A 24,482-nucleotide genomic window follows, 5' to 3' on the forward strand; every position below is an offset into this window, starting at 1 on the left:
CGCGGACCATTTGGGATCATTCTAGAGTGACTGGTTGTCTAACGAAACCGTCCCCGCGCTGCAATGCGGCATGCGCATAACGAAGTTACAGATTCTGAAAATCGTCATTTTGTTACGAAAACGTTAGCGTGGCAGCAGCGCCCAGTAGTCGAAATCGAGAATCACGCTTGGATCATACTGATCTGCGGCCTTCAGCGGGAAATCCGCGCAAGGTCGGTTCTTGGTCGCGACCAGCCGCAGCCGCAACGCGCCGACATCGCTGCGGCCGGGAAGCTCGGCGCTCCCCAGCACCTCGCTCCAGGCATAGACCGTGTCGCCGGCAAAGAGCGGCGCGACATGGCGCCCGCCATTGATCGCGGCGATATGGAAGGCGTTGCCGAGCCCGTTGAAGGAGAGCGCCCGCGCCAGGCTGATGACATGGCCGCCATAGATCAGGCGCTTGCCGAAGCGACTGCCTTGCGCCGCATGCGCGTCGAAATGCACCCGCGCGGTATTCTGGTAAAGCCGCGTCGCGAGCTGGTGCTCGGCCTCCTCGACGGTCATGCCGTCGACATGATCGATCCGCTCGCCGACAGCATAATCGCCCCAGCGGAAGCGCGAGCCGGCCAGCGCGTCGTCATAGGCCGCGAGCTCGATCCGGGGACAGCCCTCGCCGAGCTGCTCCGGCAGCACGGCCTTGGCCAGATCGGGCACCTGCTCGGCATGGGCCGGCGTGCCCGGCTCGCGCTTGCGCACCAGGACCCAGCGCGCATAGCTGAGTACGATCTCGCCATGCTGGTTGCGGCCGATCGAACGGACATAGACGATACCGGCATCGCCGGCAGAGGTCTGCTTCAGCCCGATCACCTCCGACGTCGTCGAGAGTGTGTCGCCCGGATAGACCGGCCTGAGGAAGCGCCCATCGGCATAGCCGAGATTGGCGACGGCATTGAGCGAGACATCCGGCACCGTCTTGCCGAAGACGATATGGAAGACCAGCAGGTCGTCGACCGGCGCGGTCGGATAGCCGATGCTTGCCGCGAAAGCATCCGAGGATTGCACCGCGAAGCGCGAGCCGTAGAGCGCCGAATAGAGCGCCGCGTCCCCGGCCCGCACCGTGCGCGGCGTCGCATGGACAATCGTATCGCCGAGGTGGAAATCCTCGAAGAAGCGGCCGGAACTGGTCTTAGGGCTAGAACCGGGCATGCATCGCCTCCTGATGGGCGGCGAGTGTGCGTTGCAACGAAGGCTCACGTCCAGCCCCGACGAAAGGTCGAGCTTTGTCATTCCGGGGCGTCCCACAGGGACGAACCCGGAACCCACGACCGGGCGCGACCTGTCGCATGGAAAATGCCCTCGAAGCGCTCACCCAGTCGTGGGTTCCGGGTCTGCCGCTACGCAGCATCCCGGAATGACAAGCGTTCACCCCACGATCACCGCGAGCTTCGCCAGATCGACATTCGCGCCGCAGACGAGCACGCCGAGCCGCTCGCCCTGCGCAGGCTTGTAGGCCCCGCAGAGCAGCGCGCCCAGAGCCGCCGCCCCGCCGGGCTCGACCGCAAGGCGGAAATCGCGCCAGAGCACGCCCTGCGCCTCGGTGATCGCCGCATCCGGCACGAGCGCGACATGGTCGACGCTGTCCCGGGTCACGTCATAGACGAGCTGGCCGACATTGCGGGCGCCCAGCGAATCCGCCGCCACCGACGCGACCTTGACCTCGACCGGTCCCTTGGCGTCGAACGCCGCCTGCAAGGCGCGCGAGCCTTCCGGCTCGACGCCGACGACCTTGACCTTGCTGCCTGCGAACCAGCTGGCGATGCCCGAGATCAGCCCGCCGCCGCCGACCGCGACGAGCACGGTGTCGAGATCAGGCTCCTGCAAATCCCACTCCCGGCCAAGCGTGCCCTGGCCGGTGATGGTCTCTGCCGCGGCGAAAGGATGGATCTTCAGCGCGCCGCTCTCCGCGACGAAACGGTCACAGGCCGCCTGCGCATCATCATATTGCGCACCGCCGACCACGACATCGGCACCGAAGCGCTTGATCGCGTCGATCTTGGCGGCTGGCGAGATTTCCGGCACGAAGATCGTCGCCTTCACGCCGCGCTTCATCGCGGCATAGGCCACCGCCGCACCATGGTTGCCGCCGGACGCGGCCGAAACGCCGGAGGCCGGCACCGGCAGGGAGAGCAGGTTGTTGAAGGCGCCACGCGTCTTGAACGAGCCGGCATGCTGCAGGCATTCAAGCTTGAGCGAGATATCCGCCTCGGAACCGAAAACGCCTGTGCCCAATCGCATCACGGGCGTGATCCGGGCATGGCCAGCGATGCGCGCAGCCGCTTCCTCGATCATCGGACGGGTGACGGGGCGTGCGCTCATGACGATATCCTGACGAGGCTCGGAAACCGGACAATAGGTCCAGATCGCAATCGGAAGACCGTGGCTATCGCGTCCCGGTGGATCGGGGAAGGGCCGCCCGCGCCCGGCGGCAATGTGCCGGGCGACGACCAGCGCTGCCAAGGCATCGAGCAGGTCGTCCGCCGCAGCCCCGCGCGGCGGGCGGCAGCCGGCCGTCGCCGTCGGAATGCCGGCTGCGACCAGCAGGTTCCGGCGCTCGGCCAGCCCTTCCGGATTGACCACGCTTTTGATCTTCTTGGGGTGAAGCAGCGGCGCGCCTCGCATCGTGCGGAAGGCGAGTTCGGGGTGAATCTCGAAGACGCGCTCGCGCAGGCCAGCATCGGCCCGTAGCAAACCATCGATCTCCCGAATTTTCGGAAACAGGTGAAAGCCCTGCTTTGAGACCTTGCGCGGTGGATCGGAGGCTGCGAGCGCCAACGCGCAGGCTTCCCAGTAGTCGGTCGCCTCCACGGCCCGGCGCGCCGGAATGGAGAAGACAGAGGATTGTCGGTCGCCCAGCAAGGCACGCACCGCCTGCTCCGGCCCGCGCCCGGAGCCCTGGACCCGGTCCGGCAGGCCGATCGGCATGTCGACCGCAACGAGCTCCGGCACGATCTCGCCTGCGAACAGATCGGCAAAGCGGGACACCACCCGGATCAGCGGCGCCTCCGACCCCTCATCGGACGCAATGGCAACGATCCAGCCGCCCTTGCAGCCATCGACCCCGGCCAGCCACGCCATGCCGTTTCCTCCGCCTTTCGCAGCGCTGGCATTGCAACTGCGCTGCTCTAATGTGCACCGCAATACAAGCCGGCCCGTGTCAGGAGAGACGATGACCACGATACGCCCCCGCCGCAGCGCCCTCTACATGCCCGGCTCGAACGCCCGCGCGCTCGAGAAGGCCCGCGAGATCGCGGCCGACGTCCTGATCCTCGACCTCGAGGACGCCGTCGCTCCCGACGCCAAGGCGACAGCGCGAGAACAGGTCTGCGCCGCCGTGAAGGCCGGCGGCTATGGCCGGCGGGAGCTGGTGATCCGCGTCAACGGCACCGGCACGCCGTGGTTCACGGAGGATCTCGCCGCCGCCACGGAGGCGAAGCCGCAGGCGATCCTGATCCCGAAGGTTTCGGCGCCGGAAACCCTGCACGAGGTCGGCGGCCTGCTGAACGGCCTCTGGGCGGACCCTGCCATCGCGATCTGGGCGATGATCGAGACCCCGCTCGCTATCCTGGACGTCGAGCGCATCGCCCGCGCTGCCCGCGATCCGGTGACGCGCCTCGCCTGCTTCGTCATGGGCACCAACGACCTCGCCAAGGAGACGCGCGCCCGCTTCGTGCCCGGCCGCGCCCCGATGCTGCCCTGGCTGACGAGCGCGCTGCTGGCCGCCCGCGCCCATGGCATCGACATCCTCGACGGCGTCTATAACGACATCAAGGACGAGGCCGGTTTTCTCGCCGAATGCGAGCAGGGCCGCGATCTCGGCTTCGATGGCCGCACCCTGATCCACCCCTCGCAGGTCGCGGTGGCCAACGCGGTCTTTGCGCCTGACGAGGCCGAACTGACAAAGGCCCGGGCGGTCATCGCCGCTTTCGACCTGCCGGAGAACGCGGGCAAGGGCGCGATCCAGCTCGACGGCCGCATGGTCGAACTGCTCCATGCCGAGATGGCGCGCCGCACGGTCGCGCTGGCGGAAGCGATCGCGGCGTAGGGACTGCACGGCCGACGGGCGTCATCCCGTGCGCGCTGCGGCACGTGAGTGCTGCTGCGCAGACACGGGACCGTGCGACGAGAGGGCGCCTTATCCTGAAGACCATCCCGCATCTGCGCCGCGACACTCACGTGCCGCAGCGCGTGCGGGATGACACTCAGCCCTTCGCAGCCTTCGCCCGATCGATCGCCTCGGTGATCAGCTTCTTGGCCATGGCGGCATCGCCCCAGCCCTTGAGCTTGACCCATTTTCCGGGCTCGAGATCCTTGTAGTGCTCGAAGAAGTGCTGGATCTGGTCGAGCGTGATCTGCGGCAGGTCGGTGTAGTTGTGCACGTTCTCGTAGCGCTTGGTCAGCTTCGGCACAGGCACGGCGATGATCTTCTCGTCGCCGCCGGCCTCGTCCTCCATCAGCATCACGCCGATCGGCCGAACCGCGATATACGAGCCCGGCACCAGCGGGCGGGTATTGGCGACGAGCACGTCGCAGGGATCGCCATCTTCCGAGAGCGTATGCGGGATGAAGCCGTAATTCCCGGGATAGCGCATCGGCGTATAGAGGAAGCGGTCGACGAAGAGCGTGCCGGCTTCCTTGTCCATCTCGTACTTGATCGGCTCGCCCCCGATCGCCACCTCGATCAGGACATTGACTTCTTCGGGCGGGTTCTTGCCGATGGAGATGGCGTCGATGCGCATGCTGGAACCTGTCGCTTGGGAATTTTGCCGGGCCTTATGCAAGTTCGTGGCGAAAACGCCAAGCCCTTCCGTGATCGCATATCGCCTGATGATTTGCGCCGACGCGCCCGCGCTGCTATCGGGCGCCCCATGAACAGCCCCGAGATCAGGCCGTGCTGAGCCGCCTGCGACCCGACGAAGAGCGCTATGCCCGCCGCATGGCCCGCATCGCCCGCTGGGACCGGCCGATCGAGGGCCGCGGCCAGCGCCTGCGCGCCTGGGCCAACATGCTGCTGGTCGATCACGGCATCTTCCGGCTCGCCTATCTCAATGCACACCGCGTCACGCCGCGGCTGTGGCGCGCGGCCCAGCCCGCGCCCGGCCAGATCGCGGCCTTCGCGCGCAAGGGCGTCAAGACCATCGTCAACCTGCGCGGCGGGCGCGAGCACGGCTCCTGGCCGCTCCAGAAGGAAGCCTGCGAGCGCCACGGCATTCAGCTGGTCGATTTCGTGCTGCGCTCGCGTGGCGCGCCGGAGCGCGAGACCATTCTCGGTGCCAAGGCCTTCTTCGACAGCCTCGACGAACCCGCCTTGGTGCATTGCAAGTCCGGCGCCGACCGGGCCGGCTTCTTCTCGGCGCTCTACCTGCTGATCCATGAAGGGCGCCCGCTCGACGAGGCGATGCGCCAGCTCTCGCTGCGCTACGGCCATTTCCGCTTCGCCAAGACCGGCATCCTCGACGCCTTCTTCGTGGCCTATCGCCGCGAGGGCGAGGCGAAGGGCATCGCTTTCCTGGACTGGGTCGCCACGATCTACGACCCCGAGCGCCTGGAGCGGGAATTCAAGCCGGGGCTCCTGTCGTCGCTGGTCGCCGACAAGCTGATCCGCCGGGAATAGAAGCATTCTCAGACGACGCGGGCGCCGGTTCGCATAAAGGCGATGCGATGGATAAAAAGCCGGCCGCTCAGCGGGCCGTGCCCGAAGCGGCAAGGCCATCCGACGGCGCCTCTGCGGTATCGTCGAGATGCAGCCAGATGAACAGCGTATGCATCAGCGTCCGCAGGATCGAAATGACGCCGATCGTGTGAAGCAGCTCCGGCGACAGCGCCCCGAACCACGCCATTGCCGCCACGATCGCCAGGAGCGCCCCGGCATTGATCACAACCTGCCAGAAGGGCTGGCGCGACAACGTCGCCACTTCCTGCAGCGGTCCTAGCACGGCAATGCCGATATAGAACGCCGCCAGCAGCGCGACGACTTCGCCCAGATCCTGCCATTGCGTCCCGATCAGCCAATGATCGGCCACGAGCGAGGCCAGGGCGATGATGCTGAACAGCGCCGTCGCGCCGACGATCAGGCCGAGGGACATGATCCGCGCCCAGAAACGCCTTCGCGGGCCGGCATAGGAACGCAACCGGTTGAGCACGAGCGGGATCGAGACGGTGCCGAACATCTGGGTTGGCACGTCCAGCAGCCGCATCGACAGGGCGACCTGCGCCGCGAGCACGGTGTTGCTAGCATAGGGCAGGGCCAGCAGCGGCGCGATCACGAAGCCGTAGGAGAGCAACGTCGAAGGCAATAGTGCCTGCGGCGCATCGCGCCAGCGGAACGCCGCCTCGGCAAGGCTGCGCCGGGACCACAAGGACGGCCGGATCAGCTCGGCGATGGCATCCCGCCGGCGCTGCAGGATATAAGCGGCTGCCAGCACATGCCCGAGCGCGTCGGCCATGAAGAGCGCGAGCGCCTTCGGTCCGAAGATCCAGATCAGGATCAGCATGATGATGGGCTGCACCACGGCCTGGACGACATTGCTGTTGCCGATGGCGCGGAAATCTCCTTCCGCGGTCGCTTCCGACCAGAGCAGGCGCAGCACCGAACGCGCCGCCAGCGTGACCAGGAAGAAGAAGGCGACGGCCGGCGCGACCCAGCCGGCTATGGCAAGGCCGATCAGCACGACGGTGGCGATGGCGAGAAAACCCGCGCCCACAGCCGCAGCCAGCCGGAAGGCGAGGCCGAGCCGGGCCCGATCGCTGCTCCGGAAGAACACCGCCTCCAGCCGCAGCAGCGAGGCGGTCGCGACGAAATTCGCAGCCGCGGAAAACACGGCGAAGGCGGCGAACACGAAGGGCGGGCACAGGGCGGCCGCAATGATCAGGCCCCAGACCGAGATCAGCCGGGCCTGGATGAAGCGCAGACCCAGCAGGACTGCGGAGCCGAAACCCGAGCGCAGGGCTGGAACCCGCTCCGCCACGAACCGTCGACCGGCCGCAACGCTGAATGTCGGGCGGTCATGCGGCAGGAGGGCTCGCTCCATGGTGACATGCGCGGCCATATCGCCCCCCATCGTCGAACCGTCGGACAGCCTTTCATCGGGCGTGGCTGCCGCGTCGCCCGAGAGCTCGCGGTCTCGCTGTGCGGTCATGCCCGACGGGCCTTCTGCCGCGAAGGCTGCGTCAACATGGTTAACGATAGGTTAATTCCGCTCATGCCCGTCACTGATACCGCTTCGCGCGGCTTGTACCGCGCGGAGCATAAATCGCACCATGACGTTTTTTTCGCGGCTCAGGCGAATTTTGTCTTGAGCGCCTCGAACCGCGCCAGCTGGTCCGGCAGCAGTTCCCGCGCGGCATCGCGCCGCACGAAGACCTTGAACATCACCTCGCCGGAGCCGTTGAAGAACTGCACCGAGCAGGCGCGCCGGCCCTGCGCGGTGGAGCGGTCGACCAGATAGATCGCCCGGCAGTTCTCGGCCTTGATATGCCCGCCGATCGGGCTGTCGCCATGAATGTTGTAGTAGCCATGGCCGAAGCTGCCGATCGGCAGCGAGCCTTCGCATTCCAGAACGATGTCGGGCGTATGCATCAGGAAGAGCACCGTCCCCCAGGTCGCCAGCTCCTTCCAGACATCCTCGAAGCGCTCGGGCGCCACGAGCTGGCGCTGCCCGGCGGGCAGGAGTTCGAGGACCGCGCGCGTCGAGACCTTGGCCTCGCGGGCGACGGCCTCGATCAGGCCGTCCGGCTTGGCGGCGAGCAAGGCACGCGCATGCTCCATCGGGTCCTGCGCGGTGATGTCGGCGGTCGTCATCGGGTAAGCCTCACTCGGCCGCCTGGCGGGGCAGGTGCGGGTTGCTCTCGCTCAGGACGGTTTCGAAGCCTTCGAACTCGGGATGGCCGAGATACATCGGCTTCGGGCGCGGCTGGCCGGCATTGCGATGCGATTCGCGGAACTGCTCGGACTTGGTCCAGGTCACGAAATCCTCCTTCGAGGCCCAGCTCGTATGGGAGGAATAGAGCGTGTGATCCTCCTTCTCCGGCCCCTTCAGCAGATGGAAGGAAAGGAAGCCCGGCATCTCGTCGAGCCGGGTCTTGCGCGAGGACCAGACCGTCTCGAAGGCGGCTTCCTCGCCCTTGACGACCTTGAAGCGATTCATGGCGATGAACATCGGTAAACCCTGCATCTGACGCGCCGGAGCCGGCGGAAACGAACGATGCCGCGATCGCGGCAGGGCAGCCGCCATCCGTTCGATCGCCTCCGGAAGGAGGGCTCGACCCGGAAATGCACATGGCCGGCAGGCCACTCTCGGGCGATCTCGCCCGACGAAGCCGGCCGCGCATCGGCGTTGCCCTTGACCCCTTGTAGTAAAGCCTCATATCAGCGTCAATAATACTGTAAAGCAGATCTTGTTTTGAATAATTAAAAACAGGTTCTGCTTTGTATTGAATGATTTTAAACTGGATACAACCTTCTTGCCTGGCGCCCGCGTCGGTAGAATCCTCCGTCTGGGCCCGAATGGAGTTGCGATATGTCTGGCTCGCGCATCACCAAAGCGCATGACGGCCGGCGGCAGCCGAACCGTCGCGAGATGACCGCAGCGCTCGCCTTGAGCGCGCTCGGCCTCGGTGGGCTCGCACTCCCCGCCGCCTTGCCGGGCGCGGCGCTTGCCCAGACGCCGGATCGCATCGTCGTCGCCGGCGGCGTCATCACCGAGGTGATCTATGCGCTCGGCCTGCAGGACCGCATCGTCGGTGTCGACTCGACTAGCCAGTTCCCGCCCGAGGCGCTGAAGCAGAAGGCGAATGTCGGCTATGTCCGCGCGCTCTCGGCCGAGGGCGTGCTTTCGTTGAAGCCTTCCCTGATCATGGCGATCGATGGCGCCGGCCCCCCCGATGCCGTCTCGCTGCTCACCGAATCCGGCGTGAAGATCGCCCGCATCCATGACGGGCTGACCCCGGACGGGGTCACCAGCAAGATCGCCGCGATCGGCGCCGCGATCGGCGCTGCCGCCCCGGCCGAGCGCCTGGCGGCGCAGACCAGGGCGCGCTTCGACGAGCTCGCCACGCTGCGCTCCGGCATCGCCAAGAAGAAGCGGGTCCTCTTCCTGCTCTCGCTCCAGAACGGCCGCGCCATGGTCGGCGGCCGCAACAGCTCGGCCGACGGCATCATCACGCTCGCCGGCGGCATCAACGTCGCCGATGCGATCGAGGGCTACAAGCCGATGACGGACGAGGCGATCGCCGCCGCCGCGCCGGACATGGTGCTGATGATGCGCAACAGCAGCGCTCATAACACCACGCCCGACGAGCTCTTCGCGATGCCCGCCTTCTCCCAGACCCCGGCCGCGACCGGCAAGCGGCTGGTCCATATGGACGGGCTCTACCTGCTCGGCTTCGGGCCGCGCACGCCGATGGCAGCGCGCGACCTGATGGCCGCGATCTACCCGGAAGCCGCGATTCCGCCGCTCAAGACCGCCGCCGCCCCGTGACCCTCGCGGCACCGTCCCCGACCATGGCTTCATCGCCCCTGACGACGCTGATCGCCGGCCGGCGTCGCACCGGCCTGCTCGCGGTTGCCGGTCTTGGCCTCGCCTGCCTGCTCCTGACCGTCGTCGCCATCGGCCAGGGCGCGATCTCGATCGCACCCGGCCGCGTCGCCGAAATCCTGATGGCGCGGCTCTCCGGGGACACCACCTTGCTCGAAGGCCGCGATGTCCTCGTCGTCCTCAACATCCGCCTGCCGCGCGTGCTTCTCGGCCTGCTCGTCGGCGCCGGCCTCGCCGTCTCCGGCGCCCTGATGCAGGGGCTGTTCCGCAATCCGCTTGCCGATCCCGGCCTCGTCGGCGTCTCCAGCGGCGCGGCGCTGGCGGCAGCCACCACCATCGTGCTGGGCGATCGCTTGCTCGCCGGCACGATGATGAAGCTGCCCTTCGCCGCCCTGCCGGCCGGCGCCTTCTGCGGCGGCCTGATCTCGACGCTGGCGCTCTATCTGATCGCGACCCGCGGTGGCCGCACCTCGGTCGCCACGATGCTGCTGGCCGGCGTCGCGCTCGGCGCGCTCGCGGGCGCGCTGACCGGCCTGCTCGCCTTCATGTCGGACGACCGGCAATTGCGCGACCTGACCTTCTGGTCGCTCGGCAGCCTCGGCGGCGCGAGCTGGACCAAGCTGACGGTGGTCGCACCGATCATCCTGCCGCTGCTTCTCCTGATGCCGCTGCTGGCGCGCGGCCTGAACGGGCTGATGCTCGGCGAAGCCGAGGCCTACCATCTCGGCATCCCCGTCCAGCGCATCAAGGCGCTGGCGATCCTGCTGGTCGCGCTCGCCGTCGGCGCCAGCGTTGCTACCGCCGGCCTGATCGGCTTCGTCGGCATCGTCGTGCCGCATCTGATCCGGCTTAGCGTCGGCCCGGATCATCGCCTGCTGCTGCCGCTCTCGGCTTTGGGCGGCGCGATGCTGCTGGTCGGCGCCGATATCGTCGCGCGCCTGATCGTCGTCCCCGCCGAGCTGCCGATCGGCATCGTCACCGCCACGATCGGCGCGCCCTTCTTCCTCTGGCTGCTGCTCCGCCGCACGAGCCTGATCGATGTCTGACGCGAACCCGATCCTCTCCGGCCATGGCGTCAGCTTCCTCGCGAGCGGGCGCAAGCTCGTCGCTGACGCCAGCCTCGAGCTCACCGGGGGCACGACGACGATCCTGATCGGCCCCAACGGCGCCGGCAAATCGACGCTGCTCAAGCTCCTGACCGGCGAGATCAAGCCGGCCGGCGGCGATATCCGCATCGCCGGCGAGGCGCTCGCATCGGTCCCCGCCTGGCGCCTCGCCTGCCTGCGCGCGGTCATGGCCCAGCATGCCCGCCTCGCCTTCCCCTTCAGCGTCTACGAGGTCGCGAGCCTCGGCGTCGACGGCATCGGCCGGGCCCTGACCCGCCAGCGGCGCGAGGCGATCGTCGCCGAGAGCCTCGCCGCGGCCGGTGTGATCGACCTCGCCGGTCGGCGTTATCAGACGCTCTCCGGCGGCGAGCAGCAGCGCGTCCAGTTCGCCCGCGTGCTCTGCCAGCTCGAAGCCGGCCGCAGCGTCGCCGAGCGGCAGGTTCTGTTTCTGGACGAGCCGATCGCCAGCCTCGACCTCTGCCACCAGCTCGCGCTGCTCGACATGGCCCGCGCCATCGCAGCCCGCGGCGTCGCGGTGCTGATCGTGCTGCACGACCTCAACCTCGCGGTGACCTATGCCGACCATCTCGTCGTGATGGATCAGGGCCGGATCATCGCGCAGGGCCCGCCGGCGAAGACGCTGGACGACGCCCTGCTGCGACAGGTTTTCAAGGTCGATCTGACGCTGAGCCGCGCGCCCGCGCCTGGCCTGCCCTTCCTGCTGCCGCAGCAGCACCGCGCCCGTCCGGCAGCTTGAGGCTCGGTTGCCTCCTTGTCATTCCGGGGCTTCGCGCAGCGCAGAACCCGGAACCCACGACCGGGTGGGCGGCCTGCAACCGGGCATCGGATGATATACCCAGTCGTGGGTTCCGGGTTCGCGCCTATGGCGCGCCCCGGAATGACAAGGGCGTTGCCTAAAACTGCGGCGATCGAGGCGCCAAGTACGCCTAGAGCAGAATTCACCGGTGATTCATCCTGAATCACCGCTTCACCATATCGCTCAACCCGCGCTTCACGGCTGCGGCGGCACAACTCCCGCAGTTTCCAGGGAGTTCCAGACATGTTCCGGCATATCGCTGTCGCGACCCTTGCCCTGTCAGCCGCCGCTGCGGCTGCGCTACCTGCACAAGCCCGCGAGGTCGTCGGAATGCGCGACGGGCGTTTCGACCCCGGCACGATCGTGATCCGCACCGGCGAGCGGAAGCTCTACTACGTTGTCTCGCCCGGCGAGGCGATCCGCTACACCATCGCCGTCGGCAAGGCCGGCAAGCAGTGGCGCGGCGTCAAATATGTCGAGGAACTTCAGGTCGATCCGGCCTGGGCGCCGCCGGCCGAGGTCAAGCGCGACAATCCGCGCCTGCCCGACGTCATTCCCGGCGGCTCGCCGCGCAACCCGATGGGCGCACGCGTCATCGGCCTCGGTCCCGGCGGGCAATACGCGATCCATGGCACCAACATGCCGAACACCGTCGGCAAGGCCGCCTCCTATGGCTGCTTCCGCATGCACAACCAGGACGTGATCGACCTCTACGCACGCGTCCAGATGGGAACGCCGGTCGTCGTCCTGCCCTGATCCTTCAGAGGATGACCGGCGAAGGCATCGGCCGTCCCGCGAAGAACGCCTCGAGGTTGCCAAGCAGCATCCGCAGCTGCTCTTTCTTGGCATCCTGCGAACTCGCCGCGATATGCGGCGTCAGCACGACATTGTCGAGCGCGCGGAGCCGTTCCGGCACATGCGGCTCCGCGGCGAAGACGTCGAGCGCCGCGCCGGCGATCCGCTTCTGTTCAAGCGCCGCGCAGAGCGCATCCTCGTCGATGACAAGGCCGCGCGCGATATTGACGACATAACCCGCGGGCCCAAGCGCGTTCAGCACGGCATCGTCGATGGCGTTGCGGGTCTCGGCACTCGCCCGGACAGCGACCACCAGCACGTCGGCCCATGCGGCAAGGCCGGGCAGGCTGTCATGGAAGCGGTAAGGCAGGTCCGGCTTGGGCGAGCGGCTGTGATAGCCCACCTCCATCTCGAAGGCTGCGGCGCGGCTGGCGATGCGGCTGCCGATGGCGCCGAGCCCGTAGATGCCGATCTTGCGGCCGGCAAGATCCGGCGTGTTGGCCACCGGATCGCGCCCCGGCTTGCTCCAGAGGCCGTCGCGCACGAAGCGCTCCCCCTGCCCGATGCCGCGCATGGCGCAGAGCATCAGGCCCATCGCGAATTCGGCGACGCTGCGCGCATTGGCGTCGGCGGCATTGCAGAGCCTGATGCCGCGCGCTTTGGCCGCCCCGGCATCGACTCCCTCGACGCCGGAGCCGTAGCAGGCGATCAGCTCGAGCTTCGGCAAGGCGTCCATCAGTTCGGCGCCGGTCCGGCGCCCGCCATAGGTCACCAGCACGCGCGCGTCCCTCGCCTCTGCCGGAACCGCAGCCGCAGCGTCGCCATCGACCGGCCCGACCACGGTGTAGCTCTGCTGCAGGCGCGCGATCGCATCGGCGGCGAGACGCGGCATCATCAGGATCGTCGGCTTCATCGTCATGCTCCGGGGGATGCTGCATCGCAGCACCGGATCGGCGCCGGCTCAACCCATGCTGGCGTTGGTCCCGTCATCCGCGCCACGCAATTCCGGCCTTCGACCAAAGGCTGGTCCGGGCGGTTCCGAAATCTCGAAATCTCATCCTTTGCCCCCTCGCCCCCTGTAAAAAACCGCGTTAACCTCCGCCCGCGACACGTAACCACCCGTACTCCCGTACGGGCCAGGAAGGGGCTACCAGATGGACCATCTCGCCGACGTGAAGAAGTTTGCCAAGAAGCCGCTCAACGAAGCGGCCTTTGCAGGCATGTCGAAATCCTATGCACTGGTGATGAGCAAACCCGATACCCGCTTCGTCGCCTGCTCCGATCCGGCCGAACTCGATCGCGTCCGCGAAAACTTCCTGAAGAAGAAGCTCGGCCTGAAGTCCGGCGATCTCGACGGCTCCGTCAAGGCGATCTGCGAGCACATGAAGGCCGACAAGACCAAGTCCCGCCTGACTTTCTATTACCTGCTGGCCGAGCATCACGGAAAGCTCGACCTCTTCGTCAAGAAGTAAGACCTCGGCCCGGCCGCACGCCGGGCACTCTTCCCAACCCATGACAAGACAGGAGGCCGGCGCCGAAGCCGGCCCGGGGCCTGTCAATCGCGATAGAGGTCTGCGCGCGTCAGCGGCAGGCCGGACGACCCCTTGCGCCGCTTCGAGACCAGCGTCTGATTGACCAGCGCCCCGCCGCGCTCGAAGGCCAGCGAACAGCCGGCGAGATAGAGCAGCCACATCCGCGTCCGCGCCGCGCCGATCTCGGCTTCGGCCTTGTCCTTGTTGGCGTCGAGCCTTTCCCACCACAGCCGCGTCGTACGCTGGTAATGCTCGCGCCAGCCCTCGACGTCATGGACCTCGAAGCCGTGGCGCTCGAGATTGGCGATCGACATGCCGAGATGGTCGAGCTCGCCGCCCGGGAAGATGTAGCGGACCAGCGCGCGATACTCGGCCGGCATCTTGTTGAAGGCCTTCTCGGTCTTCTTGGCGCGGCGCGAGATGCAGTGATGCAGATAGAGCCCACGCGGCCTGAGCAGCCGGTTCACCGCCTGGAAATAGGACGGGTGATTGCGGATGCCGACATGCTCGAACATGCCGATCGAGGAGATCTTGTCGAACTCCCCCTCCATCTGGGTGAAATCCTTGAGGTGGAGCGTGACCTTGCCCTGAAGCCCGAGCCTCTCGACCTTCTCGCGCGCCAGGGCGAGCTGCTCCTCCGCCAGCGTCACACCATGGGCCTCGACCCCGTAATAGCGGGCGGCATGGCAGGCCAGCGCGCCCCAGCCGCAGCCGATATCGAGGAAGCGGTCGCCGGGCTGCAGGCGCAGCTTCCGGCAGATCATATCGAGCTTGTCGCGCTGGGCGCGTTCGAGATCGCCGTGATCCTCGGTGAAATAGGCGCAGGTGTAGACCATCTCCTCGTCGAGGAAGAGCCGGTAGAAATCGTTCGAGACGTCGTAGTGGTAGGCGATGTTGGCCTTGTTGGTGGCCGGCGCGCCATCCCGCGCGATCTCGTCGCCCTTGCGGTGGCTGACGGCGGCCTCGGCCGCTCCGGGCGCGAAGATGAAGCGCCTGATGACATCGAAGACCGCGCTCTTCGGGATGGTGCGCGCGAGTCTGCCGACCTTCCCGTCCGGCCGCGCCGCGGCAAGATCGAAGAGCGAGCCGTTCAGGATCGCGATCCGGTCGGCAATATGCAGGTTGAGCAGCGTATCGAGCTTCGGCTTGCGGATCAGCGCGGCCAGCACGCCGGCATCGGCGATGGCGATGGCGAGCCCTTCCGTCGGCCAGGATGCCGGCACCGAACTGCCGTCCCAGAGTCGGAAGCCGAGCTTCAGGCCGAGCTTTTCATGCGCCTCGGCGAGAAGGCGGCGCAGGGCCGCGAGGCGCTTGTCGTTGCTGTCCATGAGGCCAATCCGCTGCTATCCCGCTGCTGTTTGGACGCCGGGCCGCCAATTGGCAATATTTCAGGGAGCCGGCCTCAGAAGTCGCTGGCGATGCCTTTCACTTCCCAGTCGTCATAGCGCACCGGCTCCAGGCCGCCGCGGCCGTTGACCTCGCGTTGCCTGGCGACCTCGGCTGCATGGGCGTCGATCGCGGCGCGGCGCGCGGCCGCTTCCGCCAGCGCGCGCTGCGCGGCGGGGGATAAAACCTTGGCTTCCGGAGCATCCGTTGGCCTGTCCTGATCGGTCTTATCGGGCATTTCGGCGCGTTTCCTTGCAGGATTCTCTTGCAGGATCGGGATTGCCCTCACCACATAGGGCACGATGCTCGCAGATGCGAGGGCCGACGCCAAAAGGCGCCTAGAGAAGGGATTTCGATGAACTACGTTCGCACCGGCATGTTGATGGCGGGCCTGACGGCGCTTTTCGGCGCGGTCGGCTATCTGCTCGGCGGCGGCGGCGGCATGCTGATGGCGCTCGGCTTTGCCGTCGTGACCAATCTCTTCAGCTACTGGAACTCCGACCGGCTGGCGCTGGCCGCTCACAATGCTCAGGAGGTCGATGCTGCGACCGCGCCCGAGCTCTACGGCATGGTGCGCGATCTCGCCGCCCGCGCGAACATGCCGATGCCGCGCGTCTACCTGATCCACGAAGACCAGCCCAACGCCTTCGCCACCGGCCGCAACCCGCAAAACGCCGCCGTCGCGGCGACCACCGGCATCCTGCGCACACTGACCTATGAGGAGCTGGCCGGCGTGATGGCGCACGAGCTCGCGCATATCAAGAACCACGACACGCTGACCATGACGATCACCGCGACCTTCGCCGGCGCGATCTCCTCGCTCGTCACCTTCGGCATGTTCTTCGGCTCGCGCGACAACCGCCCGAACTTCATCGTCCAGATCCTGCTTTCGATCCTTGCACCGATGGCCGCCGCCCTCATTCAGATGGCGATTTCGCGCTCGCGCGAATACGAGGCCGACAAGCTCGGCGGCGAAATCTGCGGCAATCCGGTCTGGCTCGCCGACGCGCTCGCCAAGATCGCCGCCGGCGTTCAGCACATCCCCAGCGAGACAGCCGAGGCCAAGCCTGCTACGGCGCACATGTTCATCATCAATCCCCTGACCGGCGGCGGCATGGATAATCTGTTTTCGACACACCCCGACACCGGCAACCGCATTGCCGCCTTGATGGAGCAGGCGCGTGCGCTCGGCATCGGCCGCAGCGATGCGGGCGCGGGCTTCACCGCTCAGGCCGACAACAGCCCGTGGGGCAATGCCCCGCGCCAGCCGGGCCCGTGGGGCTGAAATGGCTGCTCAACCTTCCTCGCGCCGCCCAGCCCAGCCGGAAACGCCGCCCAAGCTCGACGATGCGCCGGGCCTGCCGGCGCGCCGGCTTGCAGCCACGGTCATCGACGAGGTCCTGCGCGCCCGCACCGCCCTCGATGAAACCCTGGAGCGGATGCTGCCGGAATCCGGGCTCGATGCCGCCGATGCGAGCCTCGCCCGCGCCATCGCTGTCACGGCCTTCCGCCGCCTCGGCACGATCCAGCAGGCGATCGATGCGCGGCTCGACCGTGGCAGCCCGCGCAAATCCGGCCCGTTCGAGCCGATCCTGACGGCCGCGGCCGCCCAGATCCTGTTCCTCGACGTGCCCGACCACGCGGCGGTCGACCTCGCTATCCGCCACCTGCACGAGGACGCGCGCTCGGCCCGCTATGTCGCGCTCGGCAATGCCGTGCTGCGCCGCCTCGCCCGCGAGCGCGACGCCGTCCTGGCTGAAGCGCAGGCGGAGGTCTTCGGCGACACGCCCGACTGGCTGGTCGAGAGCTGGTGCACCGCCTATGGCGAGGACACCGCTGCCGCGATCGCGCAGAGCCATCGCGAGGAGCCGCCGCTCGACCTCTCCGTCAAGGCCGATCCCGCCGGCTGGGCGGAAAAGCTCGACGGCATCGCCCTGCCGATCGACTCGGTGCGCCTGCGCGAGCGCCAGGCCATTGCCGGCCTGCCGGGCTTCGATGAGGGCGCGTGGTGGGTGCAGGACGCCGCCGCCGCCCTGCCGGTCAAGCTCCTGGCTCCGCAGCCCGGCGAGCGCATCGCCGATCTCTGCGCCGCGCCCGGCGGCAAGACCGCCCAGATTGCGGCGGCCGGCGCCAATGTCACCGCGCTCGATCGCTCCGGCCCGCGCCTGCGCCGCCTCAAGGCCAATCTCGCCCGGCTCGGCCTCTCGGCCGAGGTGGTCACCGCCGATGCCGTGACCTGGAAGGCCGAACCCTTCGACGCCGTGCTGCTCGATGCGCCCTGCAGCGCCACAGGGACCATCCGCCGCCATCCCGATGTCGCCTGGACGAAATTGCCGGAGGATCGCGATCGGCTGGCCGCCCTTCAGGCGCGCCTGTTCGATGCCGCCGCCGCGTTGACGAAGCCCGGCGGACGCCTCGTCTACTGCACCTGTTCGCTCGAGCCGCAGGAAGGCGAGGAGCAGACCGCGGCCTTCCTCGCCCGCAATCCCCAGTTTCGTCGCGAACCGGTTCGCCCGGAGGAAATCGGCGGTTTGGCCGATGCAATCGACGCGAATGGCGATATCCGGACCTTGCCGCACCAGTTGCAGGGCGAAACCCCGCGCCTCTCGGGATGGGCGGGATTTTACGCAACCCGCCTGATCAGGCTATGACGGAGCCAGGATTCGCGCGGCGCACCGCCGCGCCCGGGCACGGAGTCGACAGGAGATTTGAGCGGGTGGGCTGAGCGACGGGGGTTGGCCCAGGCCGCGATCGGACGGGCGGCGCGGCGGACCCGTGGCCAGCTCGTCGGCGCCACCCGCAGGCTCTGGCCCTTCGGCCGCAGCAATGCCACGCGCCTGCTCTTCGCTCCCCACGACCTGCGCACCGCCGACCCGACGACGGCCAGCGATTTCTATGCCGGCTACTACGCCTTCGCCGGGCGCACCCTGCGCAGCCACGGTGAAGCGCCGTTCGACGCGACGCCGCCGAGCGATGCCTGGGCCGAGGCGCTCTACGGCTTCGGCTGGCTGCGCCATATGCGCGCCGCCGATACCGCGATCGCCCGCGCCAATGCCCGCAGCCTGGTCGAGGATTTCATCGCCAGGCGTCGCGACCGCCACGACATCGCGCGGCGCCCTGCGGTGGCTGCGCGCCGGCTGATCTCCTTCCTGTCGCATTCCCCGCTGCTGCTGGAGGGCGCCGACCATGCCTTCTACGAGCGCTATCTGCGCCATGTCTCGCGCCTCACGGACCGGCTGAGCCTTGCGCTGTCCGGCGCTGTCGAGGGAGCTGACCGGCTGAACGGCCTGATCGCCATCGCCTTTGCCGCGATCTGCCTCGACGGGCAGGATAGCCGGCGGCGGCGGATCGAGATCCTGTTGTCCGAGGAGCTCGACGAGCAGATCCTGCCCGATGGCGGCCATCTCTCGCGCAATCCACGCCTGTTGATCGAATTCCTGCTCGACCTCCTGCCCTTGCGCGAGACCTTTGCCGCCCGCGGGCTGGAGCCGCCGCGCGGCGTGCTCACGGCGATCGAGCGGATGATGCCGCACTTACGCCTGTTCCGGCACGGCGACGGGGCGCTCGCTTTGTTCAACGGCATGGGCACGACGCCTCCAGACCTGATGGCGACGCTCGCGGCCTATGACGATGCCCGCGGCCGGCCGACCGAACATGCCGGCTATTCCGGCTATAGCCGCCTCGCGGCCGAGCGCAGCACCGTGGTCACCGATGCCGGCGCACCGCCGCGCGGCGCCTATTCGGTCGAGGCCCATGCTGGCTGCCTCGCCTTCGAATTCTCCAGCGGCCCGCAGCGCATCATCGTCAATTGCGGCGCCAGCCGCTTCGGCCCCCCGGAATTGAAGCTCGCCGCGCGCAGCACCGCCGCCCATTCGACGCTTGTTCTCGACGATCGCTCCAGCGCCAATTTCGGCATGGTTCTCGGCGAGATGCGCATCGTCTCCGGCCCGCGCGACGTCCGCGTCGCCCGCCAGGATGGCGCGGATGGCGCCGAGTGGGTCGCAAGCCATGACGGTTATCGCCGCAGCCTCGGTGCGACCCATACCCGCCGGCTGACGCTCGCCCGCGATGGCGCGGCGCTCGCCGGCGAGGACGAGGTCGCCCTGACCGGCACGCGCACCGCGCTCGCGGCCGCCTTGCGCTTCCACCTGCATCCGAATGTCCGCGCCAGCCTCGTGCGCGAGGGCAGCGGCGCGCTCCTGGCGCTCGCCTCGGGCGAGGTCTGGAGCTTCGAGGCCGGCGGGCTGATCATCGCCATCGAGGAGAGCATCTTTCTCGCCTCGTCCGACGGCAGGCGCCGCACCGAGCAGCTCGTCATCGCCTTCGATGCCGTGGCGACGCCGCGCGTCACCTGGCGCTTCAGCCGGATCAGCACCGCCAATCCCCGTGCCGGCAAGACGGTCGCTGCTGCGATCGCCGAGCGCGAAGCTGGGGAACTCGCACCCGACGCGTGACGGTTCTGCGACGGCGGCTTTTGCCTTTTGCAGCGCAGCATGATAGCCCGCGCGCGTCTGCCGAAACTGCCTTCCTGCAATCAAAGCCGGACCTGATCCCGATGCCGAATGAGCTTCGCCGCGTCGAACGCGCGCTCCTTTCCGTTTCCGACAAGACGGGGCTGATCGATTTCGCGCGCGCCCTCCACAAGCTCGGCATCGCGCTGGTCTCGACCGGCGGCACCGCCAAGGCAATCGCGGAAGCCGGGTTGCCGGTCAGCGACGTCTCCGATCTCACCGGCTTCCCCGAGATGATGGATGGCCGCGTCAAGACGCTGCACCCGAAGGTCCATGGCGGCCTGCTCGCCATCCGCTCGCATCCCGAGCACCAGGCCTCGATGCTCGGCCACGGCATCCAGCCGATCGACCTGCTCGTCGTGAACCTCTACCCGTTCGAGGCGACGGTCGCTGCGGCCAAGCCCTATGACGACTGCATCGAGAACATCGATATCGGCGGCCCCGCCATGATCCGCGCCGCCGCCAAGAACCATCACGACGTCGCCGTCGTGGTCGAGCCGGCGGATTACCCTTCCGTCCTCGCCGATCTCGAGGCCCAGAAGGGCGCGACCACGCTGACGCTGCGCCGCAAGCTCGCCCAGAAGGCCTATGCCCGCACCGCGGCCTATGACGCGGCGATCTCGAACTGGTTCGCGAACGAGCTCGGCGACACCGCCCCGCATTTCCGCGCGCTCGGCGGCGCCTTGGCCGAGACCATGCGCTATGGCGAGAATCCGCATCAATGGGCCGCCTTCTACCGCACCCCTGAGAACCGGCCGGGCGTCTCGACCGCCCGCCAGGTCCAGGGCAAGCAGCTCTCCTACAACAACATCAACGATACCGACGCCGCCTTCGAATGCGTCGCCGAGTTCGCTCCCGAAGCCTCGGCCGCCTGCGTCATCGTCAAGCATGCCAACCCTTGCGGCGTCGCCGCCGGCGGCTCGCTGCTCGAAGCCTATGAGCGCGCACTGGCCTGCGACCCCGTCTCGGCCTTCGGCGGCATCGTCGCGCTGAACCGCAAGCTCGATGCGGCTGCCGCCAAGAAGATCGTCGAGGTCTTCACCGAGGTCATCATCGCTCCGGATGCCGACGAGGAGGCGATCGCCATGATCGCCGCCAAGAAGAACCTGCGCCTGCTGCTGACCGGCGGCCTGCCGGACGTCCGCTCGCCCGGCCTTGCGCTGCGCACCGTCTCCGGCGGCTTCCTCGCCCAGTCGCGCGACAACGCCGTCGTCGACGACATGGGGCTCAAGGTCGTGACGAAGCGCCAGCCGAGCGAGCGCGAGCTTGCCGACCTGCGCTTCGCCTTCCGCGTCGCCAAGCACGTCAAGTCGAACGCCATCGTCTATGCGAAGGACCTTGCGACCGTCGGCATCGGCGCCGGCCAGATGAGCCGCGTCGATTCCTCGCGCATCGCCGCCTGGAAGGCCGCCGAAGCCGCCAAGGCTGCCGGTGTCGCTGAGAGCCTGGCCAAGGGCTCGGTCGTCGCCTCCGATGCCTTCTTCCCCTTCGCCGACGGCCTGCTCGCCGCGGCCGAAGCCGGCGCCACCGCCGTGATCCAGCCCGGCGGCTCGATGCGCGACGACGAGGTCATCAAGGCGGCCGACGAAGCTGGCCTCGCCATGGTCTTCACCGGGCACCGCCACTTCCGCCATTGACGGCGGCACGGACCGCGGGACACCCTCGCTGACGGGCTGCGCGCGAAATCGCGCGGCAGGGGACAGGGGTCTGCATGGCGAAAGCTCACAAACCCGGCGCGCTGCTCAGGGAGCGCGTCGAACACCAGCATGCGAGGGTCAGCTATGTGGAGCTGTTCTTCGATCTGGTCTTCGTTTTCGCGATCACGCAGATCTCCCACACGCTGCTCGAGCATTTCAGCCCGCTCGGCGTCGCCCAGGCCGCCTTCCTGCTCGGCGCCGTCTGGTGGATCTGGATCTATACGAGCTGGGTGACGAACTGGCTCGACCCCGAGCGCCCGCCGGTCCGGATCCTGCTCTTCGTCCTGATGTTCCTGGGCCTGGTGATGTCCTGCGCGTTGCCGCAGGCCTTCGGCTCCGGCGGCCTCATCTTCGCCGGAGCCTATGTCGCGGCGCAGCTCATTCGCTCGCTGTTCACGATGGCAAGCCTCCGGAACGCGTCGCCGGCGAACTACCGCAACTTCCAGCGCATCAGCATCTGGCTGTCGATCTCGGCCCTGTTCTGGTTGGCAGGCGGCCTGAGTGAAGGCAATCTGCGCTTCGGCCTCTGGCTTGTCGCTCTCGGCATCGAATATGCCGGCCCGGCCCTGGGCTTTCGCGTTCTGCGTCTCGGCCGCTCCGAAACAACCGACTGGAATGTCGAAGGCGGCCATCTCTCCGAGCGCTGCGCCCTCTTCATCATCATCGCGCTCGGTGAATCCGTTCTGATGACAGGCGCGACCGCCGCTAAGCTGCCGGTCACGGCCGTCAACCTGACGGCGTTCTTCAATGCCTTCCTGAGCTCGGTCGCGATGTGGTGGATCTATTTCCATATCGGCGCCGAACGGGCGAGCCACCACATCGCACGCTCCGACGACCCCGGCCGGATCGCACGCATCGCCTATACCTATCTGCACGTGCTGCTGGTCGCCGGCATCATCCTGGTCGCCGTCGGCGACGAACTGGTCATCGCCCATCCCACCGGCCATACCGATGGCAGGACGGCGATCGCGGTCCTGGCCGGCCCGGCCTTCTACCTGCTCGGCAACCTGCTGTTCAAACGCATCACGGCCGGCTGGTATCCGCTCTCCCATCTCGTCGGCCTCGGGCTGCTCGCCGTGCTGACACCGGCCTGGGCGGTGCTGCCGCCGCTCGGCTTCAGCCTGGCCGCAACCGCGATCCTGATCCTGGTCGCGACTTGGGAGGCAATCTCGCTGCGGGCCAAGGAGGCCTGATCCATGCATACCATCAAGGTCATCGGCATCGGTTTCGCCCTGCTTGGCATCCTGCTCGTCCTGGCGCCGCGTCTCTCGATCTCCGCCGGGCGTCCGATTCCCTTCGCGGTGAAGCTGTTCCTGCCGCTCTGGTTCACCGGGGCCCTGATCAATCTCTGGATCGGCGTCGCCCGGGCGGGCTATACCGTGATGGAGGAAGCGCCGATCTTCCTCGTCGTCTTCGGCGTGCCGGCGGTCGCCAGCCTGCTGATCCTGTGGCTGACCTCCCGAATTGCCCGATGAGCCTCGAATCCGTCCGCACCTTCTTCGCCACGCACGCGCCCGACATCGCCGTCATCGTCACCAAAGAAAGCAGCGCGACCGTGCTGCTCGCCGCGGCAGCCCATGGCGTCGAGCCCGGACAGATCGCCAAGACGCTCTCCTTGCGTATCGGCGACGACGTCGTGCTCGTCGTCACCCGCGGCGATGCGCGGCTCGACAACAGGAAGGCCAAGGCGGCGCTCGGCGGCAAGCCGCGCATGCTCGGCCAGGAAGAGGTCGAGGCCCTGACCGGCCATCCTGTCGGCGGCGTCTGCCCGTTCGGGCTCGCCACGCCGCTCAAGGTCTATTGCGACATCTCTCTAAAGGCCTTCGACATCGTCGTGCCGGCCGCCGGCTCGACCCATAGCGCCCTGCGCATCGCGCCTGAGCGCATGGCCGAGCTGACGAAGGCCGAATGGGTCGATACCTGCCAGGAAGCAACGCAGGAAGCCGCCGCGGCGAAGTAGATCTCAGGCCTTCGTCCGCGCGATCAGTTCCATCGCAGCGGCGGGATTGCGCACCTTGTCGCCGCTGATGACATAAAGGAAGACGTCGCGCTTCTCGGCCTTGGCCGGCGGCGCGACGATCTCCAATCCCTCGGGGACGCCGCCCTTGGCCCAGGTTTGCGCAGCCCTGACCCAACGACCGATGCCTTCTTCGGAATAGCCCTTCGGCTCAGCCTCCTTGGTCCCCATGATCCGCGCATAGACGAAGGGCGCCGTCACGTCAGCGATCTGCGTGTAATCGGCATCGGCCGAGGTGATGACGGCCACGCCATAGCCGCGCAACAGCGCGATGAAATCCGGGGAACGGAAGCTGTCATGCCGGACCTCGACGGCATGGCGTAGCGTGATCCCGTCCAGCTCCTTCGGCAGCAGCTTGAGGAAAGCCTCGAAATCGGCGGGATCAAACTGCTTCGTCGGCATGAACTGCCAATTGATCGGCCCGAGCTTGTGCTTGAGCTCTGTCAGGCCACTGGTCAGAAATTTCTCGACCGAAGGCCCCGCTTCGGCCAGCACACGCCGGTTCGTGCAGAAACGCGAGCCCTTCAGCGCGAAGACGAAATCATCCGGTGTCTCCTCGCGCCACCTGGCGAAGCTCTCGGGCTTCTGGGAGCCGTAATACGTGCCGTTGATCTCGATCGAGGTGAGCTTGCTCGCGGCATATTCCAGCTCGCGCTTCTGTGGCAACCCATCCGGATAAAATGGCCCGCGCCAGGGCTCGAACACCCAGCCGCCTATGCCGATATGGATCTTGCCTGCTGCCGTTGCCATGACGCTCCCTCCAGGATCGAGAGGATCCTGCCTCCGCGGGGCGCAATGCGCCACCCGTTTCCGAACAGGCCGTGGAAGGTAAGGGGCGGCACGAGCCGAAATTGTCAGGAGAGAGCCTGCTCCCGGCAATACCGCTCGGGAACAGCGAGACTTTTTGATGTTTCAAAGCAAAAAAGCTCCCGCAATCAGCGAGAGCCTTTTTATTTTGGTTGCGGGGGCCAGATTTGAACTGACGACCTTCAGGTTATGAGCCTGACGAGCTACCGGGCTGCTCCACCCCGCGTCGACTTTGTTTGCCT

The 24,482-nt window shown here is 67.4% G+C and carries 24 protein-coding genes and 1 tRNA gene; 14 read left to right on the forward strand and 11 right to left on the reverse strand.

The window, feature by feature from the left end; genetic code table 11:
- Window positions 1-123 precede the first annotated feature (123 nt).
- Together ACWIEX_RS24975 and ACWIEX_RS24980 are read right to left on the reverse strand one after the other, a co-directional pair.
- Complete coding sequence (locus tag ACWIEX_RS24975; protein WP_454035605.1) at window positions 124-1,185, reverse strand: MaoC family dehydratase; 1,062 nt, start codon at window positions 1,183-1,185, stop codon at window positions 124-126.
- Between the two features lie 216 nt (window positions 1,186-1,401).
- The gene (locus ACWIEX_RS24980) at window positions 1,402-3,114 is read right to left on the reverse strand and encodes a serine/threonine dehydratase (protein ID WP_454035606.1); all 1,713 of its coding nucleotides are present in this window, start codon (window positions 3,112-3,114) and stop codon (window positions 1,402-1,404) included.
- A gap of 91 nt (window positions 3,115-3,205) precedes the next feature.
- On the opposite strand from ACWIEX_RS24980, the gene ACWIEX_RS24985 reads away from it, so the two are divergent.
- Window positions 3,206-4,081 carry an HpcH/HpaI aldolase/citrate lyase family protein gene (locus tag ACWIEX_RS24985; protein WP_454035607.1) on the forward strand — a complete coding sequence of 292 codons (876 nt, stop codon included), beginning with the start codon at window positions 3,206-3,208 and terminating at the stop codon, window positions 4,079-4,081.
- Window positions 4,082-4,238: 157 nt separating this feature from the next.
- Here the strand turns inward: ACWIEX_RS24985 and ppa are convergent, their stop codons facing one another.
- Window positions 4,239-4,775 carry an inorganic diphosphatase gene (ppa, locus tag ACWIEX_RS24990; RefSeq protein WP_061965715.1) on the reverse strand — a complete coding sequence of 179 codons (537 nt, stop codon included), beginning with the start codon at window positions 4,773-4,775 and terminating at the stop codon, window positions 4,239-4,241.
- Window positions 4,776-4,927: 152 nt separating this feature from the next.
- Between ppa and ACWIEX_RS24995 the strand changes: the two genes are divergently transcribed.
- Window positions 4,928-5,650 (forward strand): fused DSP-PTPase phosphatase/NAD kinase-like protein, encoded by a 723-nt coding sequence (locus ACWIEX_RS24995; RefSeq protein WP_454035608.1) that lies wholly within the window; start codon window positions 4,928-4,930, stop codon window positions 5,648-5,650.
- 67 nt (window positions 5,651-5,717) lie between these two features.
- Here the strand turns inward: ACWIEX_RS24995 and ACWIEX_RS25000 are convergent, their stop codons facing one another.
- The 3 genes from ACWIEX_RS25000 to hmuQ all read right to left on the reverse strand — a co-directional run bounded on the left by ACWIEX_RS25000 (window position 5,718) and on the right by hmuQ (window position 8,195).
- Window positions 5,718-7,175, reverse strand: a complete 1,458-nt coding sequence (locus ACWIEX_RS25000; protein WP_454035609.1) for a hypothetical protein — start codon at window positions 7,173-7,175, stop codon at window positions 5,718-5,720.
- A gap of 140 nt (window positions 7,176-7,315) precedes the next feature.
- Complete coding sequence (hutX, locus tag ACWIEX_RS25005) at window positions 7,316-7,837, reverse strand: heme utilization cystosolic carrier protein HutX (RefSeq protein WP_454035610.1); 522 nt, start codon at window positions 7,835-7,837, stop codon at window positions 7,316-7,318.
- Window positions 7,838-7,847: 10 nt separating this feature from the next.
- The gene (gene hmuQ, locus ACWIEX_RS25010) at window positions 7,848-8,195 is read right to left on the reverse strand and encodes a heme-degrading protein HmuQ (protein ID WP_454035642.1); all 348 of its coding nucleotides are present in this window, start codon (window positions 8,193-8,195) and stop codon (window positions 7,848-7,850) included.
- Between the two features lie 360 nt (window positions 8,196-8,555).
- On the opposite strand from hmuQ, the gene ACWIEX_RS25015 reads away from it, so the two are divergent.
- From ACWIEX_RS25015 to ACWIEX_RS25030, 4 genes are all read left to right on the forward strand, one after another.
- On the forward strand, window positions 8,556-9,515 hold the full coding sequence (locus ACWIEX_RS25015) for a heme/hemin ABC transporter substrate-binding protein (RefSeq protein WP_454035611.1): 960 nt from the start codon (window positions 8,556-8,558) through the stop codon (window positions 9,513-9,515).
- Window positions 9,516-9,538: 23 nt separating this feature from the next.
- Window positions 9,539-10,618: a FecCD family ABC transporter permease gene (locus ACWIEX_RS25020; protein ID WP_454035612.1), complete on the forward strand. Its 1,080-nt coding sequence runs from the start codon at window positions 9,539-9,541 to the stop codon at window positions 10,616-10,618.
- Window positions 10,611-11,435 (forward strand): heme ABC transporter ATP-binding protein, encoded by an 825-nt coding sequence (locus ACWIEX_RS25025; RefSeq protein ID WP_454035613.1) that lies wholly within the window; start codon window positions 10,611-10,613, stop codon window positions 11,433-11,435. The genes ACWIEX_RS25020 and ACWIEX_RS25025 overlap by 8 nt, the downstream gene beginning before the upstream one ends.
- 303 nt (window positions 11,436-11,738) lie before the next feature.
- Window positions 11,739-12,251: a L,D-transpeptidase gene (locus ACWIEX_RS25030; RefSeq protein ID WP_454035614.1), complete on the forward strand. Its 513-nt coding sequence runs from the start codon at window positions 11,739-11,741 to the stop codon at window positions 12,249-12,251.
- Between the two features lie 4 nt (window positions 12,252-12,255).
- Here ACWIEX_RS25030 and ACWIEX_RS25035 read toward each other — a convergent pair whose 3' ends face one another.
- Window positions 12,256-13,203, reverse strand: a complete 948-nt coding sequence (locus tag ACWIEX_RS25035; RefSeq protein WP_454035615.1) for a 2-hydroxyacid dehydrogenase — start codon at window positions 13,201-13,203, stop codon at window positions 12,256-12,258.
- A gap of 241 nt (window positions 13,204-13,444) precedes the next feature.
- On the opposite strand from ACWIEX_RS25035, the gene ACWIEX_RS25040 reads away from it, so the two are divergent.
- A complete protein-coding gene (locus ACWIEX_RS25040; protein ID WP_454035616.1) occupies window positions 13,445-13,762 on the forward strand; it encodes a DUF2853 family protein in 318 nt (105 codons plus the stop codon).
- 83 nt (window positions 13,763-13,845) lie between these two features.
- Here ACWIEX_RS25040 and ACWIEX_RS25045 read toward each other — a convergent pair whose 3' ends face one another.
- The gene (locus ACWIEX_RS25045; protein ID WP_454035617.1) at window positions 13,846-15,150 is read right to left on the reverse strand and encodes a class I SAM-dependent methyltransferase; all 1,305 of its coding nucleotides are present in this window, start codon (window positions 15,148-15,150) and stop codon (window positions 13,846-13,848) included.
- Window positions 15,151-15,224: 74 nt separating this feature from the next.
- Window positions 15,225-15,446, reverse strand: a complete 222-nt coding sequence (locus tag ACWIEX_RS25050) for a DUF1674 domain-containing protein (RefSeq protein ID WP_454035643.1) — start codon at window positions 15,444-15,446, stop codon at window positions 15,225-15,227.
- A 117-nt stretch (window positions 15,447-15,563) separates the two neighbouring features.
- Here ACWIEX_RS25050 and htpX point away from each other — a divergent pair, with 117 nt between their 5' ends.
- The 7 genes from htpX to ACWIEX_RS25085 all read left to right on the forward strand — a co-directional run bounded on the left by htpX (window position 15,564) and on the right by ACWIEX_RS25085 (window position 23,376).
- Window positions 15,564-16,493, forward strand: coding sequence for a zinc metalloprotease HtpX (gene htpX / locus ACWIEX_RS25055; RefSeq protein WP_454035618.1), 930 nt, complete (start codon window positions 15,564-15,566; stop codon window positions 16,491-16,493).
- Window position 16,494: 1 nt separating this feature from the next.
- Window positions 16,495-17,859 carry an RsmB/NOP family class I SAM-dependent RNA methyltransferase gene (locus ACWIEX_RS25060; RefSeq protein ID WP_454035619.1) on the forward strand — a complete coding sequence of 455 codons (1,365 nt, stop codon included), beginning with the start codon at window positions 16,495-16,497 and terminating at the stop codon, window positions 17,857-17,859.
- Between the two features lie 84 nt (window positions 17,860-17,943).
- A complete protein-coding gene (locus tag ACWIEX_RS25065; RefSeq protein ID WP_454035620.1) occupies window positions 17,944-19,662 on the forward strand; it encodes a heparinase II/III family protein in 1,719 nt (572 codons plus the stop codon).
- Between the two features lie 101 nt (window positions 19,663-19,763).
- Window positions 19,764-21,356 (forward strand): bifunctional phosphoribosylaminoimidazolecarboxamide formyltransferase/IMP cyclohydrolase, encoded by a 1,593-nt coding sequence (purH, locus tag ACWIEX_RS25070; RefSeq protein ID WP_454035621.1) that lies wholly within the window; start codon window positions 19,764-19,766, stop codon window positions 21,354-21,356.
- A gap of 74 nt (window positions 21,357-21,430) precedes the next feature.
- A complete protein-coding gene (locus tag ACWIEX_RS25075) occupies window positions 21,431-22,609 on the forward strand; it encodes a low temperature requirement protein A (protein WP_454035622.1) in 1,179 nt (392 codons plus the stop codon).
- Window positions 22,610-22,612: 3 nt separating this feature from the next.
- On the forward strand, window positions 22,613-22,891 hold the full coding sequence (locus ACWIEX_RS25080; protein ID WP_454035623.1) for a hypothetical protein: 279 nt from the start codon (window positions 22,613-22,615) through the stop codon (window positions 22,889-22,891).
- A complete protein-coding gene (locus ACWIEX_RS25085; RefSeq protein WP_454035624.1) occupies window positions 22,888-23,376 on the forward strand; it encodes a YbaK/EbsC family protein in 489 nt (162 codons plus the stop codon). The genes ACWIEX_RS25080 and ACWIEX_RS25085 overlap by 4 nt, the downstream gene beginning before the upstream one ends.
- Window positions 23,377-23,379: 3 nt before the next feature.
- Here ACWIEX_RS25085 and ACWIEX_RS25090 read toward each other — a convergent pair whose 3' ends face one another.
- Both ACWIEX_RS25090 and ACWIEX_RS25095 read right to left on the reverse strand, forming a co-directional pair.
- Window positions 23,380-24,183: a DUF72 domain-containing protein gene (locus tag ACWIEX_RS25090; protein ID WP_454035625.1), complete on the reverse strand. Its 804-nt coding sequence runs from the start codon at window positions 24,181-24,183 to the stop codon at window positions 23,380-23,382.
- 206 nt (window positions 24,184-24,389) lie between these two features.
- A tRNA-Met gene (locus ACWIEX_RS25095) sits at window positions 24,390-24,466 on the reverse strand.
- Window positions 24,467-24,482: the final 16 nt, after the last annotated feature.

The organism is Allobosea sp. NPDC055353 (genome assembly GCF_053644975.1).